Annotated in this window: 17 protein-coding genes; 8 read left to right on the top strand and 9 right to left on the bottom strand. The window is 49.9% G+C overall.

Annotation, left to right across the window (positions count from 1 at the left end):
- The first annotated feature begins 21 nt into the window (after nt 1–21).
- Nucleotides 22–1137: a glycine cleavage system aminomethyltransferase GcvT gene (gene gcvT, locus BZG23_RS15580; protein WP_077607453.1), complete on the top strand. Its 1116-nt coding sequence runs from the start codon at nt 22–24 to the stop codon at nt 1135–1137.
- A gap of 96 nt (nt 1138–1233) precedes the next feature.
- Here the strand turns inward: gcvT and BZG23_RS15575 are convergent, their stop codons facing one another.
- Nucleotides 1234–1581, bottom strand: coding sequence for a carboxymuconolactone decarboxylase family protein (locus BZG23_RS15575; protein ID WP_046075710.1), 348 nt, complete (start codon nt 1579–1581; stop codon nt 1234–1236).
- 240 nt (nt 1582–1821) lie between these two features.
- Between BZG23_RS15575 and BZG23_RS15570 the strand changes: the two genes are divergently transcribed.
- On the top strand, nt 1822–3777 hold the full coding sequence (locus BZG23_RS15570; RefSeq protein ID WP_077607452.1) for a methyl-accepting chemotaxis protein: 1956 nt from the start codon (nt 1822–1824) through the stop codon (nt 3775–3777).
- A 79-nt stretch (nt 3778–3856) separates the two neighbouring features.
- Here the strand turns inward: BZG23_RS15570 and BZG23_RS15565 are convergent, their stop codons facing one another.
- Together BZG23_RS15565 and BZG23_RS15560 are read right to left on the bottom strand one after the other, a co-directional pair.
- Complete coding sequence (locus BZG23_RS15565; protein ID WP_077578425.1) at nt 3857–5257, bottom strand: multicopper oxidase family protein; 1401 nt, start codon at nt 5255–5257, stop codon at nt 3857–3859.
- Between the two features lie 128 nt (nt 5258–5385).
- The gene (locus tag BZG23_RS15560; protein WP_077607451.1) at nt 5386–6159 is read right to left on the bottom strand and encodes an EAL domain-containing protein; all 774 of its coding nucleotides are present in this window, start codon (nt 6157–6159) and stop codon (nt 5386–5388) included.
- 397 nt (nt 6160–6556) lie between these two features.
- On the opposite strand from BZG23_RS15560, the gene BZG23_RS15555 reads away from it, so the two are divergent.
- Complete coding sequence (locus BZG23_RS15555; protein WP_046075714.1) at nt 6557–7171, top strand: DNA-J related domain-containing protein; 615 nt, start codon at nt 6557–6559, stop codon at nt 7169–7171.
- 80 nt (nt 7172–7251) lie between these two features.
- Here BZG23_RS15555 and BZG23_RS15550 read toward each other — a convergent pair whose 3' ends face one another.
- Together BZG23_RS15550 and BZG23_RS15545 are read right to left on the bottom strand one after the other, a co-directional pair.
- Complete coding sequence (locus BZG23_RS15550) at nt 7252–7548, bottom strand: DUF406 family protein (protein ID WP_046075715.1); 297 nt, start codon at nt 7546–7548, stop codon at nt 7252–7254.
- A 231-nt stretch (nt 7549–7779) separates the two neighbouring features.
- Complete coding sequence (locus tag BZG23_RS15545) at nt 7780–9435, bottom strand: AMP-binding protein (RefSeq protein ID WP_077607450.1); 1656 nt, start codon at nt 9433–9435, stop codon at nt 7780–7782.
- 363 nt (nt 9436–9798) lie between these two features.
- Between BZG23_RS15545 and BZG23_RS15540 the strand changes: the two genes are divergently transcribed.
- The 3 genes from BZG23_RS15540 to BZG23_RS15530 all read left to right on the top strand — a co-directional run bounded on the left by BZG23_RS15540 (nt 9799) and on the right by BZG23_RS15530 (nt 12318).
- Entirely contained in the window at nt 9799–10281 is a 483-nt protein-coding gene (locus tag BZG23_RS15540) for a TetR/AcrR family transcriptional regulator (protein ID WP_046075717.1), read from the top strand.
- A 322-nt stretch (nt 10282–10603) separates the two neighbouring features.
- Nucleotides 10604–10984 (top strand): hypothetical protein, encoded by a 381-nt coding sequence (locus BZG23_RS15535; protein ID WP_077607449.1) that lies wholly within the window; start codon nt 10604–10606, stop codon nt 10982–10984.
- Nucleotides 10985–11130: 146 nt separating this feature from the next.
- A complete protein-coding gene (locus BZG23_RS15530; RefSeq protein ID WP_077607448.1) occupies nt 11131–12318 on the top strand; it encodes an acetate kinase in 1188 nt (395 codons plus the stop codon).
- Between the two features lie 47 nt (nt 12319–12365).
- On the opposite strand, the gene BZG23_RS15525 is transcribed toward BZG23_RS15530, so the two are convergent.
- Nucleotides 12366–13250 (bottom strand): LysR family transcriptional regulator, encoded by an 885-nt coding sequence (locus BZG23_RS15525; protein WP_077607463.1) that lies wholly within the window; start codon nt 13248–13250, stop codon nt 12366–12368.
- 118 nt (nt 13251–13368) lie between these two features.
- On the opposite strand from BZG23_RS15525, the gene BZG23_RS15520 reads away from it, so the two are divergent.
- A complete protein-coding gene (locus BZG23_RS15520; RefSeq protein ID WP_077578410.1) occupies nt 13369–14475 on the top strand; it encodes an alkene reductase in 1107 nt (368 codons plus the stop codon).
- A 10-nt stretch (nt 14476–14485) separates the two neighbouring features.
- Complete coding sequence (locus BZG23_RS15515; protein ID WP_443216297.1) at nt 14486–15517, top strand: zinc-binding alcohol dehydrogenase family protein; 1032 nt, start codon at nt 14486–14488, stop codon at nt 15515–15517.
- A gap of 247 nt (nt 15518–15764) precedes the next feature.
- On the opposite strand, the gene BZG23_RS15510 is transcribed toward BZG23_RS15515, so the two are convergent.
- From BZG23_RS15510 to BZG23_RS15500, 3 genes are all read right to left on the bottom strand, one after another.
- Entirely contained in the window at nt 15765–16295 is a 531-nt protein-coding gene (locus tag BZG23_RS15510; RefSeq protein WP_046075720.1) for an MltR family transcriptional regulator, read from the bottom strand.
- 61 nt (nt 16296–16356) lie between these two features.
- Nucleotides 16357–17505: a mannitol-1-phosphate 5-dehydrogenase gene (locus BZG23_RS15505; RefSeq protein WP_046075721.1), complete on the bottom strand. Its 1149-nt coding sequence runs from the start codon at nt 17503–17505 to the stop codon at nt 16357–16359.
- Between the two features lie 67 nt (nt 17506–17572).
- Nucleotides 17573–19543: a PTS mannitol transporter subunit IICBA gene (locus tag BZG23_RS15500; RefSeq protein ID WP_046075722.1), complete on the bottom strand. Its 1971-nt coding sequence runs from the start codon at nt 19541–19543 to the stop codon at nt 17573–17575.
- Nucleotides 19544–20005 lie beyond the last annotated feature (462 nt).

The raw sequence follows: 20005 nt of genomic DNA, 5'->3' as shown, positions 1-20005 counted from the left end.
TGGCACAATATGGAGAGAATAATGGCAGAGTTACTCACGACCCCGTTACACAGCCTGCACCTTGATATGGGCGCAAAAATGGTCCCTTTTGCTGGCTATGACATGCCAGTCCAGTATCCGCTGGGTGTGCGCAAAGAGCACCTTCATTGCCGTGAGCATGCGGGCTTGTTTGATGTGTCCCATATGGGACAAATTCGTCTTCATGGCACGGATGCGGCGAAAGCATTAGAGGGATTAGTCCCGGTTGATGTACTGGATTTACCAGAAGGAAAGCAGCGCTATGCACTGTTCACTAACGAGCAAGGTGGCATTTTAGATGATCTGATGATTGCCAACTTAGGCGATCACCTTTTTCTAGTGGTCAACGCGGCATGTAAAGCACAAGACATTCAGCACCTACGCGATAACTTGAAAGGGAATGTCTCCGTCGAGGTGCTTGAGGATCGCGCCTTACTGGCACTTCAAGGCCCGAAGGCGGCGCAAGTGCTGGCGACATTCAACCCGAAGGTTAATGACATGGTGTTCATGGACATTCAAGCTGTTGAGATTAATGGCATTGAGTGTGTAGTGAGTCGTTCCGGTTACACTGGCGAAGATGGGTTTGAGATCTCGGTGCCAGCGGAGCACGCAGAATCACTCGCCAAAGCACTGTTAGCTCGCGACGAGGTAGAATGGATTGGGCTCGGCGCGCGTGACTCACTGCGCCTTGAGTGTGGCCTTTGCCTGTATGGGCACGATCTGGACACCACCACGACGCCAGTTGAAGCAACCTTGATTTGGGCCATTAGTAAAGTGCGTCGTGCTGATGGTGAGCGTGCGGGCGGCTTCCCCGGTGAGGCGAAAATACTCGATCAAATCGCTACCAAAGCGGTGAGCCGCAAGCGCATTGGGCTGGTGGGCCAAAGCAAAGCCCCTGTCCGTGAAGGCAGCAAGCTGTTTGATGCAGACGACAATGAAATCGGCGTGGTCACCAGCGGCACCTTTGGCCCCACCAAAGGCATGCCTGTGGCGATGGGTTATCTCCCGCCTGAGTTTATTGCCCCCGGCACCGAGGTCTACGCGGAAGTGCGTGGCAAAAAACTGCCCATGACGGTCGAAAAAATGCCTTTTGTGCCGCAGCGGTATTATCGCGGTTAAGCCCTCCCTGAACGCATACGACGACGAGAAAAACGCAGCCAGAGATGGCTGCGTTTTTGTTGCAGGTCACGTCCACTTTTTAGGTGGCTGCGATCACTACGCCTCACTCAGTTGCTCAACCGCCTCTAGTGCTTGAGAGCCGTAAATCAATGACGGGCCGCCACCCATCACGATCGCGACGTTAATGGTCTCTACGCATTCTTGTTTGGTTGCGCCATGTTTGAGAGCGGCGGCCACGTGGGCACCAATACAGCCATCGCAGCGTGCGGCAATACCAATCCCTAGTGCAATTAACTCTTTGGTTTTTACGTCAAGATCGCCCTCAGCCATTGCCGCCCGGTGCAGCTGTCCGAATGCGGACAGGGTATCACTACTGTGTGCTTTGAATTGTTTATTAAGCGCCAGTTGTTGCTGATTGATTTCCTGATAGTTCTTCTTGGTCATAATGCCTCTCTTTTAATTTAGTTTTATCTAATTTAAAGGGTTTTGCGTGTTGATGCAATCTGTGTCTGCCGAGCCTCTACATTTGTCTAAAAAAGCAATCAGCTCGACGCTGTGTCGTAGGAAAAGTGAGGGGAAATAGGTTATTTATTAGATTGTCATTAATAGTTGTTCTAATTTAAAACAACACATTCAACCTTTTTACCAACATGCTCCTATGTGCTGTCACTGACGGAGGTCAGTATGAGTATTAAAAAACGATTACTCGTTGTAGTCCTGACAGGCGTTATCCTGCCCACCCTCATTATCGCTATTGTGTCACTCTATCAGTTTCGAACGAGTACATTACAAAGCTATGAGCAGAGCTCATACAAAGAAATGCAGCACATAGGCAATGCGTTTAAATTCTACTTAGAAGGGCTGGCGGCAAACGCCAAAATGCTGGGTAATAGCGACGCGCTTAAACGCTTGGATAGCTCAGTCACCAAATATATGGGCCCGACGAAGACCATGACCTCTGAGCAAAACAGCCCCGTCGAAGCACGGGCGTATGGTTTGTTGGAATCCATGGGGGACTCACGAGAGGATTTCGCCTATGTGTTTCTTGGGCTGAGCGATGGTGGGTACATTCAATGGCCACAAGGAGAGTTGGGGGATTATGACCCACGCCAGCGCCCTTGGTACCAAACGGGTCAGGGAAGTGGCAACAACCCAGTGCGTGTGCCGGCGTATCAAGATGTAAACACTGGCGCACCTCTGCTCGATTATGTGATGGAGTTTCAGGCGCAAGACGGTTTGCGTGGTGTGATTGGTGTTGATGTTACGCTAGAAGCGCTGACAAATATGTTAGGCGACGTCACCCTCGGTGAGTCGGGCTATATTGTGTTGGTGGAAGACACGGGCACAGTGCTTGCGGATCCGAACAACCCAGACAATAACTTTGAGCCTGCCCGGAGTGTCGAAAGTGTCTACAGCGGTGGGAATTTTAGTGAATCACTTACCGCCGTCTCCTTTGCTGGCAAAGACTACTTTGTCAACCAGTACAAAGCACCGGAGAGTGGTTGGCGACTGATTGGTATTGTGCCGCAGCAAGAGGTACTCGGCCAAGTAACGCAATTGCAAACGGTGATCCTGTCCATCAGTCTGATCCTCGTGCTTGCATTCGGTGTGCTTGGCTACTTTATGATCCACCGTATATCGGCATCCATCATTGCGGTCAGCGACGGGCTGAGCGATGCCGCGAGTGGCGATGGCGATCTGACCAAACGTTTACCGGTGCGTGGCGAGGATGAGCTGGGCAAAACGGCGGGCGCGTTTAATCAGTTTGTGGATGTGATTCAAGAGCTGATCATCGGTATAAAGGACAGATCGACCAAGCTGTCGTCTCATGCCGATCAAACCACCCAATTTGCGGAGCAGCTGGATGGTGCTAGTCATCAGCAGCGCTCAGGGCTAGAGCAAATTGCCACCGCGTTCCATCAAATGGTGGCCACGGCCAACGAGGTATCGCAAAACTGTAATCAAACGGCGGACTCCGCCCAGCAGTGCCAGTCAGAAGTGGACCGAGGCATGGCATTGATGAATAACACGCGTGCAGCGGTGCAAGAGATGGCCACCACGCTCAACGAAGCAGATAGTGCGATGGCGGAGCTCACCAAAGAGAACGACAATATCACCGCTATGCTAGATACCATTCGAGGTATTGCCGAGCAAACCAATTTGCTTGCGCTTAATGCGGCGATTGAGTCAGCGCGCGCCGGGGAGCACGGACGAGGCTTTGCGGTGGTCGCAGACGAGGTGCGGGTGCTATCGCAAAAAACCACCAAATCAACCGAAGAGATCGATGAACTGTTGCAGGCCTTAACCCAACGCACCAACCAGCTCTCTGAAAAGCTGCAAGGCAGTGTTGAGCATTCACAAACTACCACTGAGGCAACGGAAGAGGCCTTGAGTGTCTTTGACACCATCCAAAGTTTGGTAGGACAAATTCACGACATGGCGGCACAAATTGCCACGGCGACAGAAGAGCAACACTCGGTATCGGAAGATATTAATCAGAATGTGACCAGTGTTTTGGAAGGTGCCAACAGTGCAGCATCAACGGCAGAGCAAACCAATGCAACAGCCGCCGAGCTGCGTGTGGTGGCCTCAGAGCTATCAGAGTTAGTTAATCGCTTTAAAACGGAAAAGGACAGTTAATCGCAGCGGGTGAAAACCGAGTGACGGTATAAAGCGGCGAGCCAAGTGCTCGCCGTTTTTTATAGGCGTGATTTGGCCGCTATGCGACCTCGACAAACCCCATCAGGCCGGTTTTCATGTGCTCAATAACATGGCAATGGTACATCCATCGGCCCGGATTATCGGCCACAAACGCTGCCTTGGCGTGGCCATTTTTACCCAACAGCACGGTGTCAGTGTGGAATGGCGTGACCGGTTTGCCATCCATTTCCAGCACAGTAAAGGTGTGACCGTGCAGGTGAATAGGGTGATGGTAYTGSGTGACGTTTTTTAAATCGAAGATATAGGTCTTCCCACGTTCCAGTTTGGCGATCGGCTCAGGAATATTACCTTTACTCATTCCCTCCCAAGCGCGTTTATTCATCAGCCAGAACTCGTGTTTCCCTTTGCCTTGTTTATCGGCCGGTGTGATCGCCCCTGCCCACTCAAACACAAAGTGGCGGGTTTCGGCGTTGGCTAAATCGATCGGCGTGACGGGATTGAGCGGCAAAGCGGGCAATGGCTTTTCTTCTAGATGAGAAGGCGTCGAGGTAAAGCTGGCGAGTAAGAAAGGAAAGTCACCTTTCATATGCATCACCTCGATTTTTTCGCCAGCGTTTGGTGCAATCAGGCCAATATCTAGCCGCATCCCTGGGGCTATCTTGTGCTCCTCTAGTCGGCGTGGTGTGGCAATCGGGTTACCATCGATGGCGATTATCCAGGCTTCTGCGCCGCGCACTTGAATCGGATAGGTGAGCGTATTGTCCACATTGGCTAAGCGCAGCCGTGTGGTCGCCTTTTCTTGCAGTGTGTATTCAGGGTGATGAATACCATTCACGGTGCCCCATTCACCGGGTGTCCCCATGCGCGCGCTGTAGCGTGGAATGGCGAGATCTTTCCAATGGCCTTGTCGGTCGAGATGCCAGTGCTTAAGTGTCAGTGTGTGCTCCTCATCGAACACGACAGGCGTGGCTTCCTCGACCACAATCGCGCCGACCAGCCCTTTACCCAACTGCACGACAGAGTTCATATGCGGGTGGTACCAAAAGGTGCCGGCATCCGGTGGGGTAAAACGATAGGTAAAGGTTTCACCGGGCTGAATAGGCGCTTGGGATAAGAAAGGAACACCGTCCATTTCAATGGGGATACGTAACCCATGCCAGTGAATGGTGGTGGGTTCGTTGAGGTTATTGGTAAAGTGAATCGTCACTGGCTCGCCTTGGCGGCAGCGGAGCGTTGGCGCTGGGATGTCGCCATTAAAGGCCAGGACGTCGGTCTGATGACCGGGAACCAACGCGGCCTGACTGGGCTCGGCGCTGAGATGGTATTCCCATTGCTCGTTTTCTCGGGACGCTGAGACTAACGAGCAAGCGGGTAGGGTGGAAAGGGCTGCCACCGCTGCGGTTGTTTGTAAGAATTGACGCCGGGAGAGGCCACGTGCGTTCAGCGATTCACCATTCATTCTTTACACCTGTTCAACGCGGTAATTGCGCAACAGTATACCTTGAAAGTTGATAGCTGAGAAAGATTATCAATTGTGATTGTGAGGGAGTTAAAACAGCGAGTGCTAAGACTCGCTAAGTCGTCATCTTATTGACGGTGAAAGGCTTCTAATCCAGGTGCTTGATTGATAGGTGGTAAACACTCGAACCCGGGTTTAGCGATGTAATACCCTTGAAAGAAGTCGACGCCCAAGCCAACCAGGCACTGAAGCTCGCCTTCTGTTTCAACGCCTTCGGCAATAATTTGACGTCCCAGTTCATGACACATAGCGACACTGTGGCGCACAATGGTTTGCTTGGTAACGTCAGTGTCAATATTCCGTATCAGTGCCATATCCAGCTTAATCATATGCGTGTTAATGCTGGCCAGCGCGGTAAGACCGGAATAACCGGCACCGAAATCATCGATTGCGGTTAAAAAACCTTGTGAACGGTAATAGCGAATAATGCGCTGAATATGGCTGTAATCAAGGACTTCTTCCCCTTCGGTGAACTCAAATAAGATCCGGTTGAGCGGAAAGTTATAGTCATTCGCCGCTTTCAGCGTGGTGCGGATACAGCGCTCTGGCTCGTACACCGCATTAGGCATAAAGTTAATGCTGAGGTAACAAGGGATAGATAGTTCGGCCGCGAGTTTGACCGCCTTGATCCGGCAGGTTTGGTCAAACTGATACTGATTCTCTTTGTTGACATGCTGAAACACACTGCCCGCACCGCTACCGTCTTTGCCACGGGCAAGTGCCTCGTAGGCATAAATGGAATGCGTAGAGAGCTGAATAATGGGCTGGAATGCCATGGTAAAATCGAATGCGAGTGGCTGCGCATCCCTGCAGGCCTCACATTGTGTTGAAGATGCTGTCATAGAAAAGCGGTTGTTTAGTATGTCCTTGCAAAAAGGTTAATGGAGTTCTGGGCAGAATGCGAATTAGATGACAAAAATTATGGGGTTTGCACGGTTTAAGGTGAATGCCTTGTGATGTCGACTCGACATAAACAGACAAGACTTGGTTTTAATATGCCAAAACGGTCTCTTTTTCATCATAAGTTGGCACTGGATATGCTTAATATTTAATCGGCAACGTTGGGAGTGTCATTATGATGGCGGAGAACGCGGTCATATAGGCGTGCCTCGAAAATGGATTTCCCGATATTTGCTACAAAATAGCCAGAATTGGTTTATACCTTAATAAGGTGGCTTTACAACCAACCCCAAGAGATGCCGGTTCAAGGTAGCTGGCCAGTGACAGAGGATGAACGTCATGCTTGCTGAAAAACGGGATGAAATAGACAACCCCCTGATTTGGCCAATACTCAGTATTCTAGAATCAACGCGACAAAGCTGGAAAGTGCACCACCTACTCGGTGAGCTGCAAAAAGACACCATGATGGCCCAGCTCGATGCTGACCCCCACCTTGATTTATTCAAACGCAATTTCTTGATAATGAATGCCTTGTATCAACTACAAGAAATGTTGTTGCCACAGCAATGGTTGCAGGTTGAGTCAATGGATATCCAGCTGCAATGGCGGGTAGGTAACAGTGGCTTTGTGGCCAAAGAAATTGATTATCAGGATCCGTTGCGTGATTACTACATGGACTGGAATAACTATGACGCCAGCCAAGATGACGTGAAAGAGCTGCTGTCGTCGTTTTGGAAGCACTATCAGCGTCATATTGGCAATGAGGCGCCGGGCGAGGCCATGTTGGAGCGCAATAAGGCGTTAAAAGTGTTGGGGTTGGATGAGAATGCCAGTGAGCATGAAATCCGTCGTCAGTGGCGTAAAATGGCACTGAAGTGGCATCCAGATCGGCCCGAGGGAGATGCAACCACCTTCCGAGAGATGTGCGAGGCTTGGCAAAGTTTGCGCTTATAAACAGTGTTCAGCAACAACAGGGTGTGAGATAACACCCTGTTGCTTGAACCACTGAAACGCATGGTGTTTTCGCGTGATATTTACGCGTTATTGAGCCCGCGGCTGCGTAATTCAAAAATCAGCTTTTCGGCACTGCATTCAAACTGTAGCTTGATGTGCGCGCGATGGCCGTCGAGCTGTTGCGGGTCAAAGTCATGCTTAACGGCAGGATTAATGCTTTCTGCAAGGGCTAGGTATTGCTCGAAGCGTGCTTGCACCGCGTCGTTGCTGTCGCCGTGAATGGTCACTTCTGCCACTTCGTCGCCCTCAGAAATGATGTAACCTATTTCAGCGCTGACACCACATGCATCACAGGTGTCGGTTTGATTCTCTTTCATGGTCTTTCCCTACGTTAAAAGCAGCAGGCATGAAAAGTGTGTGGGTGGCCTGCTGTAAGTCGATACGACGATCTTTAGCAAAGTCTTGGTTGTGGCACATTGAGGCAGGTCAGGTTTTGCGATGTTTGTAGCACGGCTTATCGATATCAGCCAGGTACGGAGAAAAACATCACCCACTATGCGCGTCTATGCCAATAGTGGGTGAGTGTTATCAGGCGATGATTGAAAGGATCAGTCCCAGTCTTCTTCCCATTGCACCAAGGTGCCTTTTGGCCAGTGAGTACCGATATCATGATACTCTTGCTCCAGCTTGTGGCGGCGAATTTTCAGCGTCGGCGTGAGTTTGCCGTTTTCAATACTCCAAGGTTCTTTAATCATCAATACGCCTTTGATTTGCTGGTGTGACTCCAGCTCCCCATTGATAGTATCAATCACCTTCTTCACCCGGCGCTCATAACGCGCGCGGTCAAAATGTGGAAAATGGTGTGGCAGCGCGAGCAGAATAGGCGCAGGCATGCCTGAACCGATCACACAGAGCATCTCGGCATTAGAGAGCTCGAACAAACGCTTTTCAATCGGCACGGGCGCGACAAACTTACCTTTGGCGGTTTTAAAGGTGTCATTTTTGCGACCCGAAATACTGAGATATCCCTCGTTGTCGAGTTCACCGAGATCGCCGGTATGCAACCAGCCATCTACCAAGGTTTCTGCGGTGGCTTCTTCGTTTTTGTAATAGCCGCTAAAAAGCCCCTGACTTTTGACTAAGATCTCCTGATCGTCAGCAATCTTGATTTCAACGCCGGGACCTGCATTGCCTACAGTACCGATTTTGTCTGCTCTAAACGGATAATTGAGGGTGCTGTAGGCATAGCTTTCAGTCATGCCCCACGCTTCGGTAATGTGCAACCCAAGTTTTTCATACCATTGCAGCAGGGCAGGAGCGACAGGCGCCGAGCCACAGCCCAATACGCGCGCCTGATCCAATCCGAGGTTTTTTGCAATTTTGCTTTTGATCAGGTTATTGACCAACGGAATGCGAAGCAGGAGGTTAAGCTTGCCGTCCGGCAGCTTTTCTTGAATACGTTGCTGGAACAGCGTCCAAAGCCGAGGAACAGAAATGAACAAGGTGGGGCGATGCATTTTGACATCTTCGATAAAGGTATCGAGTGACTCTGGGAAAGCGGTTGGGATCCCGCCCATGATCGCCGAGCCCATGATATAAACCCGTTCAGTAATATGCGCCAGTGGGAGATAAGAGAACAAACGGTCATCAGGCTCAATGCCAATATGGTCAATCAAACGCTGAGCGGACCAGCAGTAGCCGCCATAACTTAAAATCGCCCCCTTAGGTAAGCCCGACGTGCCCGAGGTATACACCAAGGACATCACATCACTGTCTTGATGCACAGGGCGCTCATCTGATGCCTCATGGTTGGCGATCAAATCATGCCACTCGTAATGGCAGCTAATCGTGGGATAGGGAAAGGCAATGGTCTTTAAGCCTGGCATGTTTTCCAGTGAGGCGCTCAGGGCTTTACTGTCATCAAGCTTGCCTACAAACATGGCTTTCGATTCGCTGTGGGTCACCACATGGTCAATGGTGTCTGTCCCGGCCGTGGGAAATATCGGCACGCTGATATAACTGCCCATCATCATCGCTAAGTCGGCAATAAACCATTCAGCGCAGTTTTTGGAGATGAGCGCGACTTTATCGCCGGGTTTCAGTCCCATATCACGCAGTGCGGTAACCATGCGCAATGCTTGGTCGGCCACATCAGCAAAGGTGTAGTCATGGAAGCGGCGGCCGTGAATTTGGCGCAGAAAAACATGGCTTGGACGTTCATCGGCCCACCGCAGGATCTGATCGTTCGGTTTGATATGTGACATTGGACTTCCTCATTGTCGCAACGTAAGACTACGTTTAAACGTTATAATAATGTTAATTTAGTGATCAGGGGCGAGGAGAAGCAAGATAATCATTTAAACACGTGTTCAAATTATGACTGACGGCACTATTTGCAGTGATTTGCTTCGGATTTTTCAGTTTTTTCATATTCTTCTCAATAAGGTTTTTGGAAGTTTGATCCGCTTCAGCGTCTTGGTAAAGCGTTAGTGTCAGGCTGAGTGAGCCAGTCTGTACTATTTTAAAAGGGGCGGGACTTTTTCGTGAGTTAGCCTGACCGCGAGCCGAGTGGCGCGCGTGTCATCACAGCGCCAATGACGGCGATTGACGGGGAGAACAGATTACGCATGCCAAAACGCAGTAAAGCCCAAACACAGCAAACCATTGAGACTATCTTGGCAGAGGCGAAGCGGCAGCTGTTGGCGCTTGGTTATGAAGGAATGTCTTATACCACGCTCAGTGAAGCGACAGGCGTATCGCGCACCGGGATCAGCCACCACTTTCCCCGCAAGCAAGATTTTATGGTCGCATTAGAGCCTTTTTTGGTGGAGAGCCTGCGTACGCCCCTCGATACTCGCAGTACCATCAATGCGTTTATGAAAAGCTGGATGCAAGCGATGCATGCCGAGGGTGAGTTTAAAGCAACACTAAAGCTTTGTTTTTATGTGTTAATCAGCGGAAAAGCCGATAATGGTGCCGCATTCAGATGTTTAAAAACACTACAGCAAGAGTGTGAACAACAAATGCAAACCGATTTAACGGTCGCTTTTTCGCAACTGTTGGGCGCCAGTGTGTTGTTATGTCGTCAGCGAGCTGAAACGAAATCCTAATGTCATGGCTATTATTGATCGGGCTATGGGGTGAGAGATGACCTTCCGTTGACAGACAGTCCCTGCGTTTTTTGTTATAGTTATCATGCTTTCTAAGCAACACATGTATTTGGAGATAACCATGAACAATACCGACCATCCTCCGAGTCTTAACGGAGAAAAATAGCGACTGTTGGTATTGCTACATTTCATTGTTACCGACTGTCGTTGATAGTTGGCCCCGCCTGCTTTGTTTTTCTCCTCTCGCTGTTATACATCACTCTGCCCTGCTGGGCACTATGTTGTTGATGGTCGTTACCTGCTGCCAATCGGGAGATTCGCCATGACGGTAATGAACAACGCTTTTACTGAACCGACCACTTTTTCAACGTCAGAAATCGTGGCTGCTCGCAATGCCTTTTTGCAATATGAGCTCAACAAGCAAGTTGAATTGCTCACGGTCATGCCCCATGGGGAGTGTATGGCCGTGCTGGGTCACTGCTCAGTGGCGCATGTCCACCAGCTGCTTGAGCGGTTATATGCGCAAGGCCACCAACGTCTAGCTCATCAATATGCTCTCAGCCTAGGGATGACGGGTCCGCATCGCAGCATATTCGCGGGCGTAGGGACTTGGATCCGCCGGAGACGTGCCCTGGTTACTTATTTTTCATTAGTGTTGGCTGTCGCTGCCGTGAGCTATCTATCGGTTTTATTTTTTGCCTAGTCTGTGCGCACTTAGCTTGATCTTAAGCAGTAAATTGTTGCGCAATTATGCTATTACTATAACGACAGTTGAATTATTCAAAAATATTTTAATAATGGGGTGACGGTAGTGAGCCGTGACCCTAATTCTGCCAATAAGGTAACCCTATGAGTGATGCACTGGTACTCGTTATTAATTCAGGTAGCTCGTCATTAAAATTCGCGCTGATGGATGCGCAAACTGGCGATGCTGTGATTTCCGGCGCTGGAGAATGCTTTGGGCGCGATGACGCGCGGATGAGCTGGAAAGTCGACGGTGAAAAAACCGAGAAAACCTTAAGTGCAGGAAGCAACCACCACCAAGAGGCCATGGACATCATTGTGGGCCTTATCGAAAGCAACCAGTTGAGTGACAAACTGCAGGCCGTTGGCCACCGGGTGGTACACGGCGGTGAAACCTTCAGTCAAGCCACCTTGATAGACGATGCCGTACTGGCACAAATTGATGCACTAAAAGCCTTGGCGCCATTGCATAATCCCGCGCATGTAGTGGGCATCAAAGCGGCACGCAAAGCCTTCCCAAGCTTGCCGCAAGTCGCGGTTTTCGATACCGCATTCCATCAAACCATGCCGGAAAAAGCGTATCACTACGCGATCTCGCGTCAGCTCTATAATGATTATGGCATTCGTCGTTACGGCTTCCACGGTACCAGCCATTATTATGTGAGTCGTGAAGCCGCTAAATGGCTTAACCAAGCACCTGAGCAAACCAACGTAATCACCGTACACCTTGGCAACGGTGCCTCTTTGTGTGCGGTGAAAGATGGCCAAAGTGTCGATACCAGCATGGGTTTCACGCCATTGGCGGGATTGATGATGGGCACACGCTGTGGCGATATCGACCCATCCATTTTAGAGTTTCTCTCCAAAAAAGGCCTGAGTACCGATGAGATCCATCATGAACTGCTCGACAAAGCAGGTTTATTGGGTGTTTCGGAATTGACGAACGATTGTCGAGGCTTGGTCGAGGCGGCAGAGCAGGGCCACAAAGGCGCACAATTGGCGCTAGAAATGTTCGCTTATCGCGTAGCAAAATACATCGCAAGTTACATGGTGCCTTTATCTCGCCTGGATGCGATTGTTTTCACAGGCGGAATTGGCGAGAACTCACTGCCAGTGCGTGAGATGATCCTCAAAGAGCTGGCCATTTTTGGCTATCAAGCGGATGCCGATGCCAACGCCGCCGCGCGTTTTGGTGCCGCAGGACAAATCACCACCCAAGCGTCACCGCTAGCATTGGTGATCCCAACCAACGAAGAGCTGGTGATCGCGCAACAAGCCATGGCAATGGCCTGATTGTCGTACCTTCCACCGTCTATGAAGCGAGCCTGTGGCTCGCTTTTTTATGTTAACTGGTCGCGCAAGAACCGGTGTAACGCCTTGACTGCGGGAGTGAGTTGTTGGCGCGACGGACATAATAGGTGGAGTGGAGCGAGCTCGCCTTGCCAATCGGTGCACAAGGGCACTAACCGTCCTGCATTCAGATCCGCTTTGACATCGAGCGCCGATTTATAAGCGATCCCTTTTCCTGATAATGCCCATTGCCTTACCACGCCGCCATCATTGCTGGCGCGCCGCCCTGTCACACTGACTGCAATGTCTTCCTCTTGGCGATGAAACTGCCAACGGTTATAGCGCACTTCATTTAGCTCGTAGAACAGGCATTCATGGTGTTTCAAATCCAAAGGATGCGCGGGCGTTTTATGCTGGGCTAAATACTCGGGGGAGGCCACGAGCACCCGACGATTATCTTTAACCAACGGCATTGCGATCATACTGGAATCGCCCAACACACCATAACGAATCGCGATATCAATAGGCTGGGAAAATAACTTGGCTTGTTCGTCGGATAACGACAGGCGGGTACTGATGTTGGGGTAAAGCGACATAAACGCATCAAGCAGCGGAAGGATCACGTCACGGCCCAAATCAGACGGCGCGGAAATAAGCAGCGAACCTTGGATCTTATCGGCGTTTTGCAGTTGTTGTTGACCTTGTTGTAGCAAGTCTAAGGCTTGTTCGCTGTAGCGCAGAAACTGCTCGCCTTGTTGAGTGAGTCGCAAACTGCGTGTTGAGCGCACAAACAGAGGGCTGCCTAACTCAGTTTCTAACCGTTTTATGGCGGCACTGGCAACGGCGGGAGACACATCTAATTGTCTGGCCGCGCCAGTTAAGCTGCCGTGTTTGGCCGCTTCGACGAAGATAGCCAGATCTTGAAGTGCTTTCATTATCAAAAAAATGTTGAAAGAGATGTCTCTATAGCATGGTTTTTCTTTGTGGTGATTGTCAATAGGCTGATAGCCACTTACTAACACTATCACGCTCGACCACCACAAGGAGATCAGCATGTCTTTGTTTGATGATTACCAACAGTCTGGGCTGTCGCTCGCTAACCGCATTGTCATGGCACCAATGACGCGCGCTCGCACCGACCAGCCAGGCAATATTCCTAATGCGATGATGGCTGACTATTATCGCCAACGCGCTAGCGCAGGGCTTATCGTGACGGAAGCGACGCAAATTTCTCCACAAGGGCAGGGATATAGCTTTACGCCAGGCATTCATAGCGACGCCCAGATCGCGGGCTGGCGTCATGTCACGGATGCCGTACATGCTGAGGGAGGTAAAATCTTTTTGCAGCTGTGGCATGTGGGTCGTATGTCGCATCCCATTTTTCACGAAGACGGTTTGCCTGTCGCACCGTCGGCGTTATCTCCTGAAGCGAGTGTATGGATAGCTGACGAAAATGGCGGAAGCATGCGTCCGTGTCCTATCCCGCGTGCATTAGAAACCGACGAAATCCCACGCATTGTCGATGATTACCGGCAAGCCGCCTTGAATGCCGTAGAAGCGGGCTTTGATGGTGTCGAAATTCACGCCGCCAATGGCTACCTCATCGACCAGTTTCTACGCTCGACCTCCAATCATCGCGATGATCAATACGGCGGCAGTCGTGAAAACCGGATGCGCTTTTTGGTGGAGATCATGACAGCGATTAGTGAGGCGATTGGTGCGTCACGCACTGGGATCCGTCTGGCTCCTTTTATCACTGCGCGTGGAATGAACTGCCCTGACATTATTCCCACCATTCTTGAGGTGGCAAGCCATGCCAATCAACTGGGGCTTGCCTATTTGCATCTTGCCGAAGCGGACTGGGATGATGCGCCGCAAGTTGATGATGATTTCCGCCATCAGCTGCGCGCGCGGTTCGACAACGCGATCATTGTGGCCGGAAAATACGACCAACCCAAAGCAGAGAGCCTGATTGCTCGCGAGTTGGTGGATTTAGTGGCATTTGGTCGTCCTTTTATTGCCAACCCGGATTATGTCGCTCGTCTCCAACATGGCTGGCCACTGGCTGAATTTAACCCTCAGACCTTGTTTGGCGGCAACGAAGCAGGCTATGTCGACTATCCCAGCTATTCCGTCTCCCCCAGCTATCACACAGAATGAGGACTGCATCATGACAATACAAACGTTACCGACAGAGATGCATGCGGTTGGTTATCGCTTTGCGCACCCGATAGAAAAGGCCACATTGGCTGACATCATTTTACCCACGCCGATTCCTAACGATGATGACTTTCTGGTGGAAGTGAAGGCGGTTTCTGTTAATCCTGTGGATGTCAAAATCCGCGGCAACGTCGATGCACCTGAGGGACAGCATAAAGTGCTGGGGTGGGATGCGGCGGGAATTGTACGCCAAGTTGGTCGCCATGTGACGGGGTTTCAGCCCGGCGATAGAGTGTGGTATGCCGGCGCGCTCGATCGGCCCGGATCGAATGGTCAGTTCCAATGTGTGAATGCAAAAATAGTGAGTGCCATGCCTAAAACGCTGTCATTTGCCGATGCCGCCGCTATGCCACTGACTGCACTTACGGCGTGGGAGTTACTGTTTGATCGCTTAAAGGCTGGACTTGAGCCAGAGTCGAGCACTTTACTGATTGTGGGTGCAGCAGGCGGGGTGGGATCGGTGTTAACTCAGCTTGCGAAGCAACTGACGTCGTTGACGGTGATCGGTACTGCGTCGCGACCAGAGAGCCAAGCGTGGGTGAAAGAAATGGGCGCCGATCATGTCATTGACCATGCGAAGCCCTTACAGCCGCAGCTTGATGCGTTGGGAGTAGAAGCGGTAACCCATGTCGCGAGTCTTAATCATACCGAGTCGCATTTGGAGCAGCTGGTAGATTGTCTGATCCCTCAAGGCAAACTGGCGTTGATTGACGACCCGGAACAGCTCGGTATTCGAAAGTTAAAGAGTAAGTCGATTTCGTTGCACTGGGAGTTCATGTTCACCCGCAGTTTGTTCTCGACCGCTGATATGTACCAACAACATGTGATCTTGGCGAATGTGGCTAAATTGGTTGACCAAGGCGTGCTCAAGTCCACGGCCTCTCATCAACTAACCGGGCTTAATGCAGCCAATTTAATCCTTGCACATCAAGCCGTAGAAAGTGGCCGAACAATCGGGAAATACGTCATCGCTGAACACTAACCTTCCTTGCTTGCATGAAGCCTTATGTGATCCGTTATAAGGCTTTTTGTATATAATGGTAGACAAAGTGCATCGATTTTTGATTTGATGCTCGAAAGATAAAAAAAGATTGGTTAGGTATGAAATTGTATAACGTGATTAAGGCTTACTTACTGGAAGCCATGATTCTCGGAGGCGCGTTCGCGCTAGGCGTGTGGCTAACCCTTTCAGGCTATTTGCTTCATTAGTGATGGTGAACGTTGGCACACTAAAAAGGGCTTTCTTTGCTTAATTCATTGCAGATTTCCACGATGGCGAGTGACAACCCTGAGCGGATCACCTGCTGTTGGCGCTGCAGTTGTAGCTGATAGAATTCTATATCGACGTCATCTTCCGGCGGGCCAATATCGAGCGAAAGCATGCCCATCGTATTCGCTTTGCGCAGCTTTTTGACGGCATCGAGTACCTTAGGATCGGTAAATTGGTAATCGTCGGCATCGTTACTCAGTTGGTTTTTAAGTTTAATGATCTGTTCAATATCGTGATAAGCGTCATCTGATAACACGCCTAGACCAAACAAGAGTTTTAATCGCACAGAAAGATCACCCAGCGGCCCAGTGTCGTGCAGTAAAGGCCCCACCACTGATTCCACCGCAAAGTTATCTTTGCGAAAAACCCGCTTGATTAAGCCATCAATAGCTGTCTCAAACGTATCCACCGCGGCAACAAAAAAGCCACGCACGGTTGGCGCTTGGTTTAATCGTTCAATGATGTCTGTTTCGTCGAAATTTTCTGCCATAGACTCAATACTGCTTATTGTTATAACGGGGGAGCTAAACTCCCCCTGTAAAATGCGCGGTTTACAATTGCTGGTACAGGGTGTTAATTGCCTCAACTTCAGGGCTTTCCTCTGCCAAGCCGGTGTATGTCGCTAGCGTTTTTCTTACGCCCACCTCAGCCAATGAAGCTTGAAGCTCTTCAGCTTGTGGATCGGTGTGATTGGTGTATTTCAATGCTGCGGCAATCCCTTTTAATAGGGCTCGGTTATCTGTGCCGTACTCTATTGTACCCAGTAATGGCTTGATAAGCCTATCGTTCTGACTTAGCTTTCGGATAGGCTGGCGACCAACACGATCGACCTCATCAACCAAATAGGGGTTTGAGAAACGCCCCAAAATTTTCTCGATGTACGCTTGGTGAGCGGCGCGGTCAAATCCGTAGCGTTGGATAAGCACTTCGCCGCTTTCTTGCATCGCTGTTTTCACCAAATCACGGATTTTCGGATCGGTAATGGCTTCACGAATGGTGCGGTGGCCGCTCAAGCAACCCAAATACGCCGTGATGCAATGGCCCGTGTTTAAGGTGAAAAGCTTACGCTCGACGAAGGCCATGAGATTTTGTGTCTTCTCCATCCCTGCAATATCTGGGATTTCGCCTTTGAACTGTTGTTCATCCACAATCCACTCGCTGAAGCTTTCTACCGTGACCTCTAAGGGATCATCGTTCGCCGCTTCCGCCGGCGGCACAATGCGATCAACTGCGGAGTCGACGAAACCAATCAGTGCGTCTGCTTTCTCATGTAATGCGGGGTCAAGGTGCTTATAGACTTCGCCTTTGAGATGCGACGTACCACGGATCATGTTTTCGCAGGCAATAATGTTTAGTGGGGCCTCATTGCCGGATGCGAAACGTTTTTCAATGCCGGTGGCGATGGTCTTGGCAATAATATCAAGCACATTAGGGCCAACAGCCGTGGTCACTAAATCCGTTTTTACGATTTTATCGATAACATCATCACTTGCCGAATTGACTGCCGTGATATGAGAAACCGTGTCGATATGGCAGTCGTTACCTACCACTTTGACGTTGTAGCTTTGTTTGTGACTGAGTTGGTCAATGAGGGGCGCATCGACATCGGCAAAGGTGACCTCGACATTGGCATCCGCGAGCAATTTTCCGATAAAGCCGCGGCCGATATTGCCGGCACCAAAATGAACAGCATTTTTCATAATATTTACCTCAAACTAAAAACGGTGGTGATGAGAGGCCACCGAGGTGGCCTGCTTATTGGGTTGATTAATGGGATGACGTCATAAAGGTGACGCTATCATCACTCAATAGATTGAGGATCTCGTCAATACTGTCAGTACTGGTGAGAATATCTATTGCATCAGGCTCATCTAACGCATTAGTAATGGCGGTAATTACTTGAATATGTTCATCGTTTTTGGCGGCAATGCCAATCACCAACTTAGCGATATCCTCTTTGTCGTCGGTGAACTGCACACCCGATGGATACTGACATACCACAATGCCGGTTTGCTTGACCCCGTCTTTTGCTTTAACGGTGCCATGAGGAACGGCGATCGACTCCCCGAGGTAAGTGGGGGTTAATGCCTCACGCTCAAACATCGCGTCGACATAGCTAGGCGCTACGTAGCCAAGTTTGACAAGTTGCTCACCGGCAAATCGAATCGCTTCATCCTTGTTTGTGGCCGTTAAGCCAAGATGAATGTTTTTACGCTGAAGTTGAAAAGCAGGTGCCGGGGTTGGCTCGAAACTGTCGTCATTTGCCGCCGTCGTCGGAACTTGAAGCACTTGTGGATCGTTGGCGGCGGGATACTGTGCGGCGAGAATTTGGGTAACCAACTGGCCGTAAACATCGCCGTCTAAAAAGTTATTGAGTGAAATATGGTGTGCGGTTGGCGCGTGAGTGCGCGCACGCTCGGTCAGATCTTTATGCGTGATCACAATCTGCGCATCCTCAGGCAGGCTATTGACCGCAATATTCGTGACACCAATATCTAAGCCTGCATTTTGCACTTTTTTGCGCAGCAAGCTGGCACCCATGGCACTAGAGCCCATGCCAGCATCACAGGCAACTAAAATATGCTTTACGTCAGCAAAGTTAACTGTGGCTTTAGGCGCAGAAGAGGGGGCGGAGGTGCTTGCTTTAGCGCCTGATTTCATGTCTTTCATTTTGGCGGTCGCCTCATCAAGTGAGGCTTCGTCACCTTCACCCTCTGTGCTTTTCTGTGTTTTCATCAGTAAAGCGGCGACCACAAATGACACGCTGGCTGCGGCAATAATTGAAGCCAAGACGCCGACAATTGAGCCTTTTTGCGTCATTAACAGCACAGCAAAAATAGAGCCTGGCGAAGCGGGCGACACAATACCTGCATCAAACATAGTGAGAACGAAGACACCTGTCATACCACCCGCAATCGCGGCAAGAATAAGGCGTGGATTCATCAGAATGTAAGGGAAGTAGATTTCGTGAATACCACCGAAGAAGTGAATAATGGATGCACCGCCCGCGGTTTGACGTGCGGTGCCTTTACCAAACACCATGTAGGCAAGCAAGATGCCTAAACCGGGGCCTGGGTTTGCCTCAATGAGGAAGAAAATAGACTGGCCAGCCTCTGAGGCTTGCTGGATCCCAAGTGGTGAGAAAATACCGTGGTTGATCGCATTGTTGAGGAAAAGAATCTTAGCAGGCTCAACAAAGATAGAGGTCAGTGGTAACAGGTGTGCTGAGACCAAAAACTCCACACCTGCCGCGAGGCCACTGGATAAGAGTTTTACGAACGGGCCGATAAGGAAGAATGCGATAATCGCGCAAAGCATACCGATAATGCCGGCGGAGAAGTTATTCACTAACATCTCAAACCCGCTTCTCACTTTGCCATCGACATAAGCATCGAATTTTTTGATCGCCCAGCCGCCGAATGGACCAACCATCATCGCGCCCATAAACATGGGAATGTCAGTCCCGACAATCACCCCCATGGTGGTAATTGCACCGACAACCGCACCGCGTTCGCCGCCAACAAGTTTACCGCCGGTATAGCCGATCAGCAGTGGTAGTAGGTAGGTAATCATGGGGCCGACCATGGCCGCCAATGTCTCATTGGGGACCCAACCGGTCGGAATGAATAGTGCAGTAATAATCCCCCACGCGATGAATGCGCCGATATTGGGCATCACCATATTCGAGAGGAAGCGACCAAAATTCTGTATCTTGATCTTGGTGTCAGATGATATCATAACAATACCCCGTTTGATGTTCTCATTGAACGTGTGTGGTAGAACGGTTCGCCAAAACCGTCTGGCTAGTAAGTACCCAGTCAATTTACCACATATTTTTTCGAGAGAACTGATAACGGGGATTTATTGACTCAACTCTCATTATTCACTTCGCAACTATATGTTAGTCCAACACCTGTCACAGAAATAACATGTAAATTTAGCACAAAACACAAAAAATAAAATTGTCAATAAAATCTATATCGATGTATATCACATTTGTGATTTTTGGTTTATAAAATATATAGTGATGTAGATCACTTTTTATTTTTTTAGAATAGTGAAATAAAAAACTAGAGTGATAAATATCACACTACTAGTCTGGTCAATAATGATTCATCAAGTGATAAAGATCACACTTGTATTTTTATTACGAATAAGGTCGGTGTCGTGTGAGGTAGAAACCAAGCTCAATCGCGTTGA

Source organism: Salinivibrio sp. ML290, from assembly GCF_001995695.1.
Taxonomy (GTDB): Bacteria; Pseudomonadota; Gammaproteobacteria; order Enterobacterales; family Vibrionaceae; genus Salinivibrio; species Salinivibrio siamensis.
This window is presented reverse-complemented; position numbering and strand designations above follow the sequence as displayed.

Coding starts and splice junctions, on each gene's coding strand:
- BZG23_RS15535 (WP_077607449.1), top strand. CDS start 10,604: ATGACGGTAATGAACAACGCTTTTACTGAACCGACCACTTTTTCAACG.
- BZG23_RS15510 (WP_046075720.1), bottom strand. CDS start 16,295: ATGGCAGAAAATTTCGACGAAACAGACATCATTGAACGATTAAACCAA.
- BZG23_RS15530 (WP_077607448.1), top strand. CDS start 11,131: ATGAGTGATGCACTGGTACTCGTTATTAATTCAGGTAGCTCGTCATTA.
- BZG23_RS15560 (WP_077607451.1), bottom strand. CDS start 6,159: ATGACAGCATCTTCAACACAATGTGAGGCCTGCAGGGATGCGCAGCCA.
- BZG23_RS15545 (WP_077607450.1), bottom strand. CDS start 9,435: ATGTCACATATCAAACCGAACGATCAGATCCTGCGGTGGGCCGATGAA.
- BZG23_RS15575 (WP_046075710.1), bottom strand. CDS start 1,581: ATGACCAAGAAGAACTATCAGGAAATCAATCAGCAACAACTGGCGCTT.
- BZG23_RS15515 (WP_443216297.1), top strand. CDS start 14,486: ATGACAATACAAACGTTACCGACAGAGATGCATGCGGTTGGTTATCGC.
- BZG23_RS15520 (WP_077578410.1), top strand. CDS start 13,369: ATGTCTTTGTTTGATGATTACCAACAGTCTGGGCTGTCGCTCGCTAAC.
- BZG23_RS15500 (WP_046075722.1), bottom strand. CDS start 19,543: ATGATATCATCTGACACCAAGATCAAGATACAGAATTTTGGTCGCTTC.
- BZG23_RS15525 (WP_077607463.1), bottom strand. CDS start 13,250: ATGAAAGCACTTCAAGATCTGGCTATCTTCGTCGAAGCGGCCAAACAC.
- gcvT (WP_077607453.1), top strand. CDS start 22: ATGGCAGAGTTACTCACGACCCCGTTACACAGCCTGCACCTTGATATG.
- BZG23_RS15555 (WP_046075714.1), top strand. CDS start 6,557: ATGCTTGCTGAAAAACGGGATGAAATAGACAACCCCCTGATTTGGCCA.
- BZG23_RS15540 (WP_046075717.1), top strand. CDS start 9,799: ATGCCAAAACGCAGTAAAGCCCAAACACAGCAAACCATTGAGACTATC.
- BZG23_RS15570 (WP_077607452.1), top strand. CDS start 1,822: ATGAGTATTAAAAAACGATTACTCGTTGTAGTCCTGACAGGCGTTATC.
- BZG23_RS15550 (WP_046075715.1), bottom strand. CDS start 7,548: ATGAAAGAGAATCAAACCGACACCTGTGATGCATGTGGTGTCAGCGCT.
- BZG23_RS15505 (WP_046075721.1), bottom strand. CDS start 17,505: ATGAAAAATGCTGTTCATTTTGGTGCCGGCAATATCGGCCGCGGCTTT.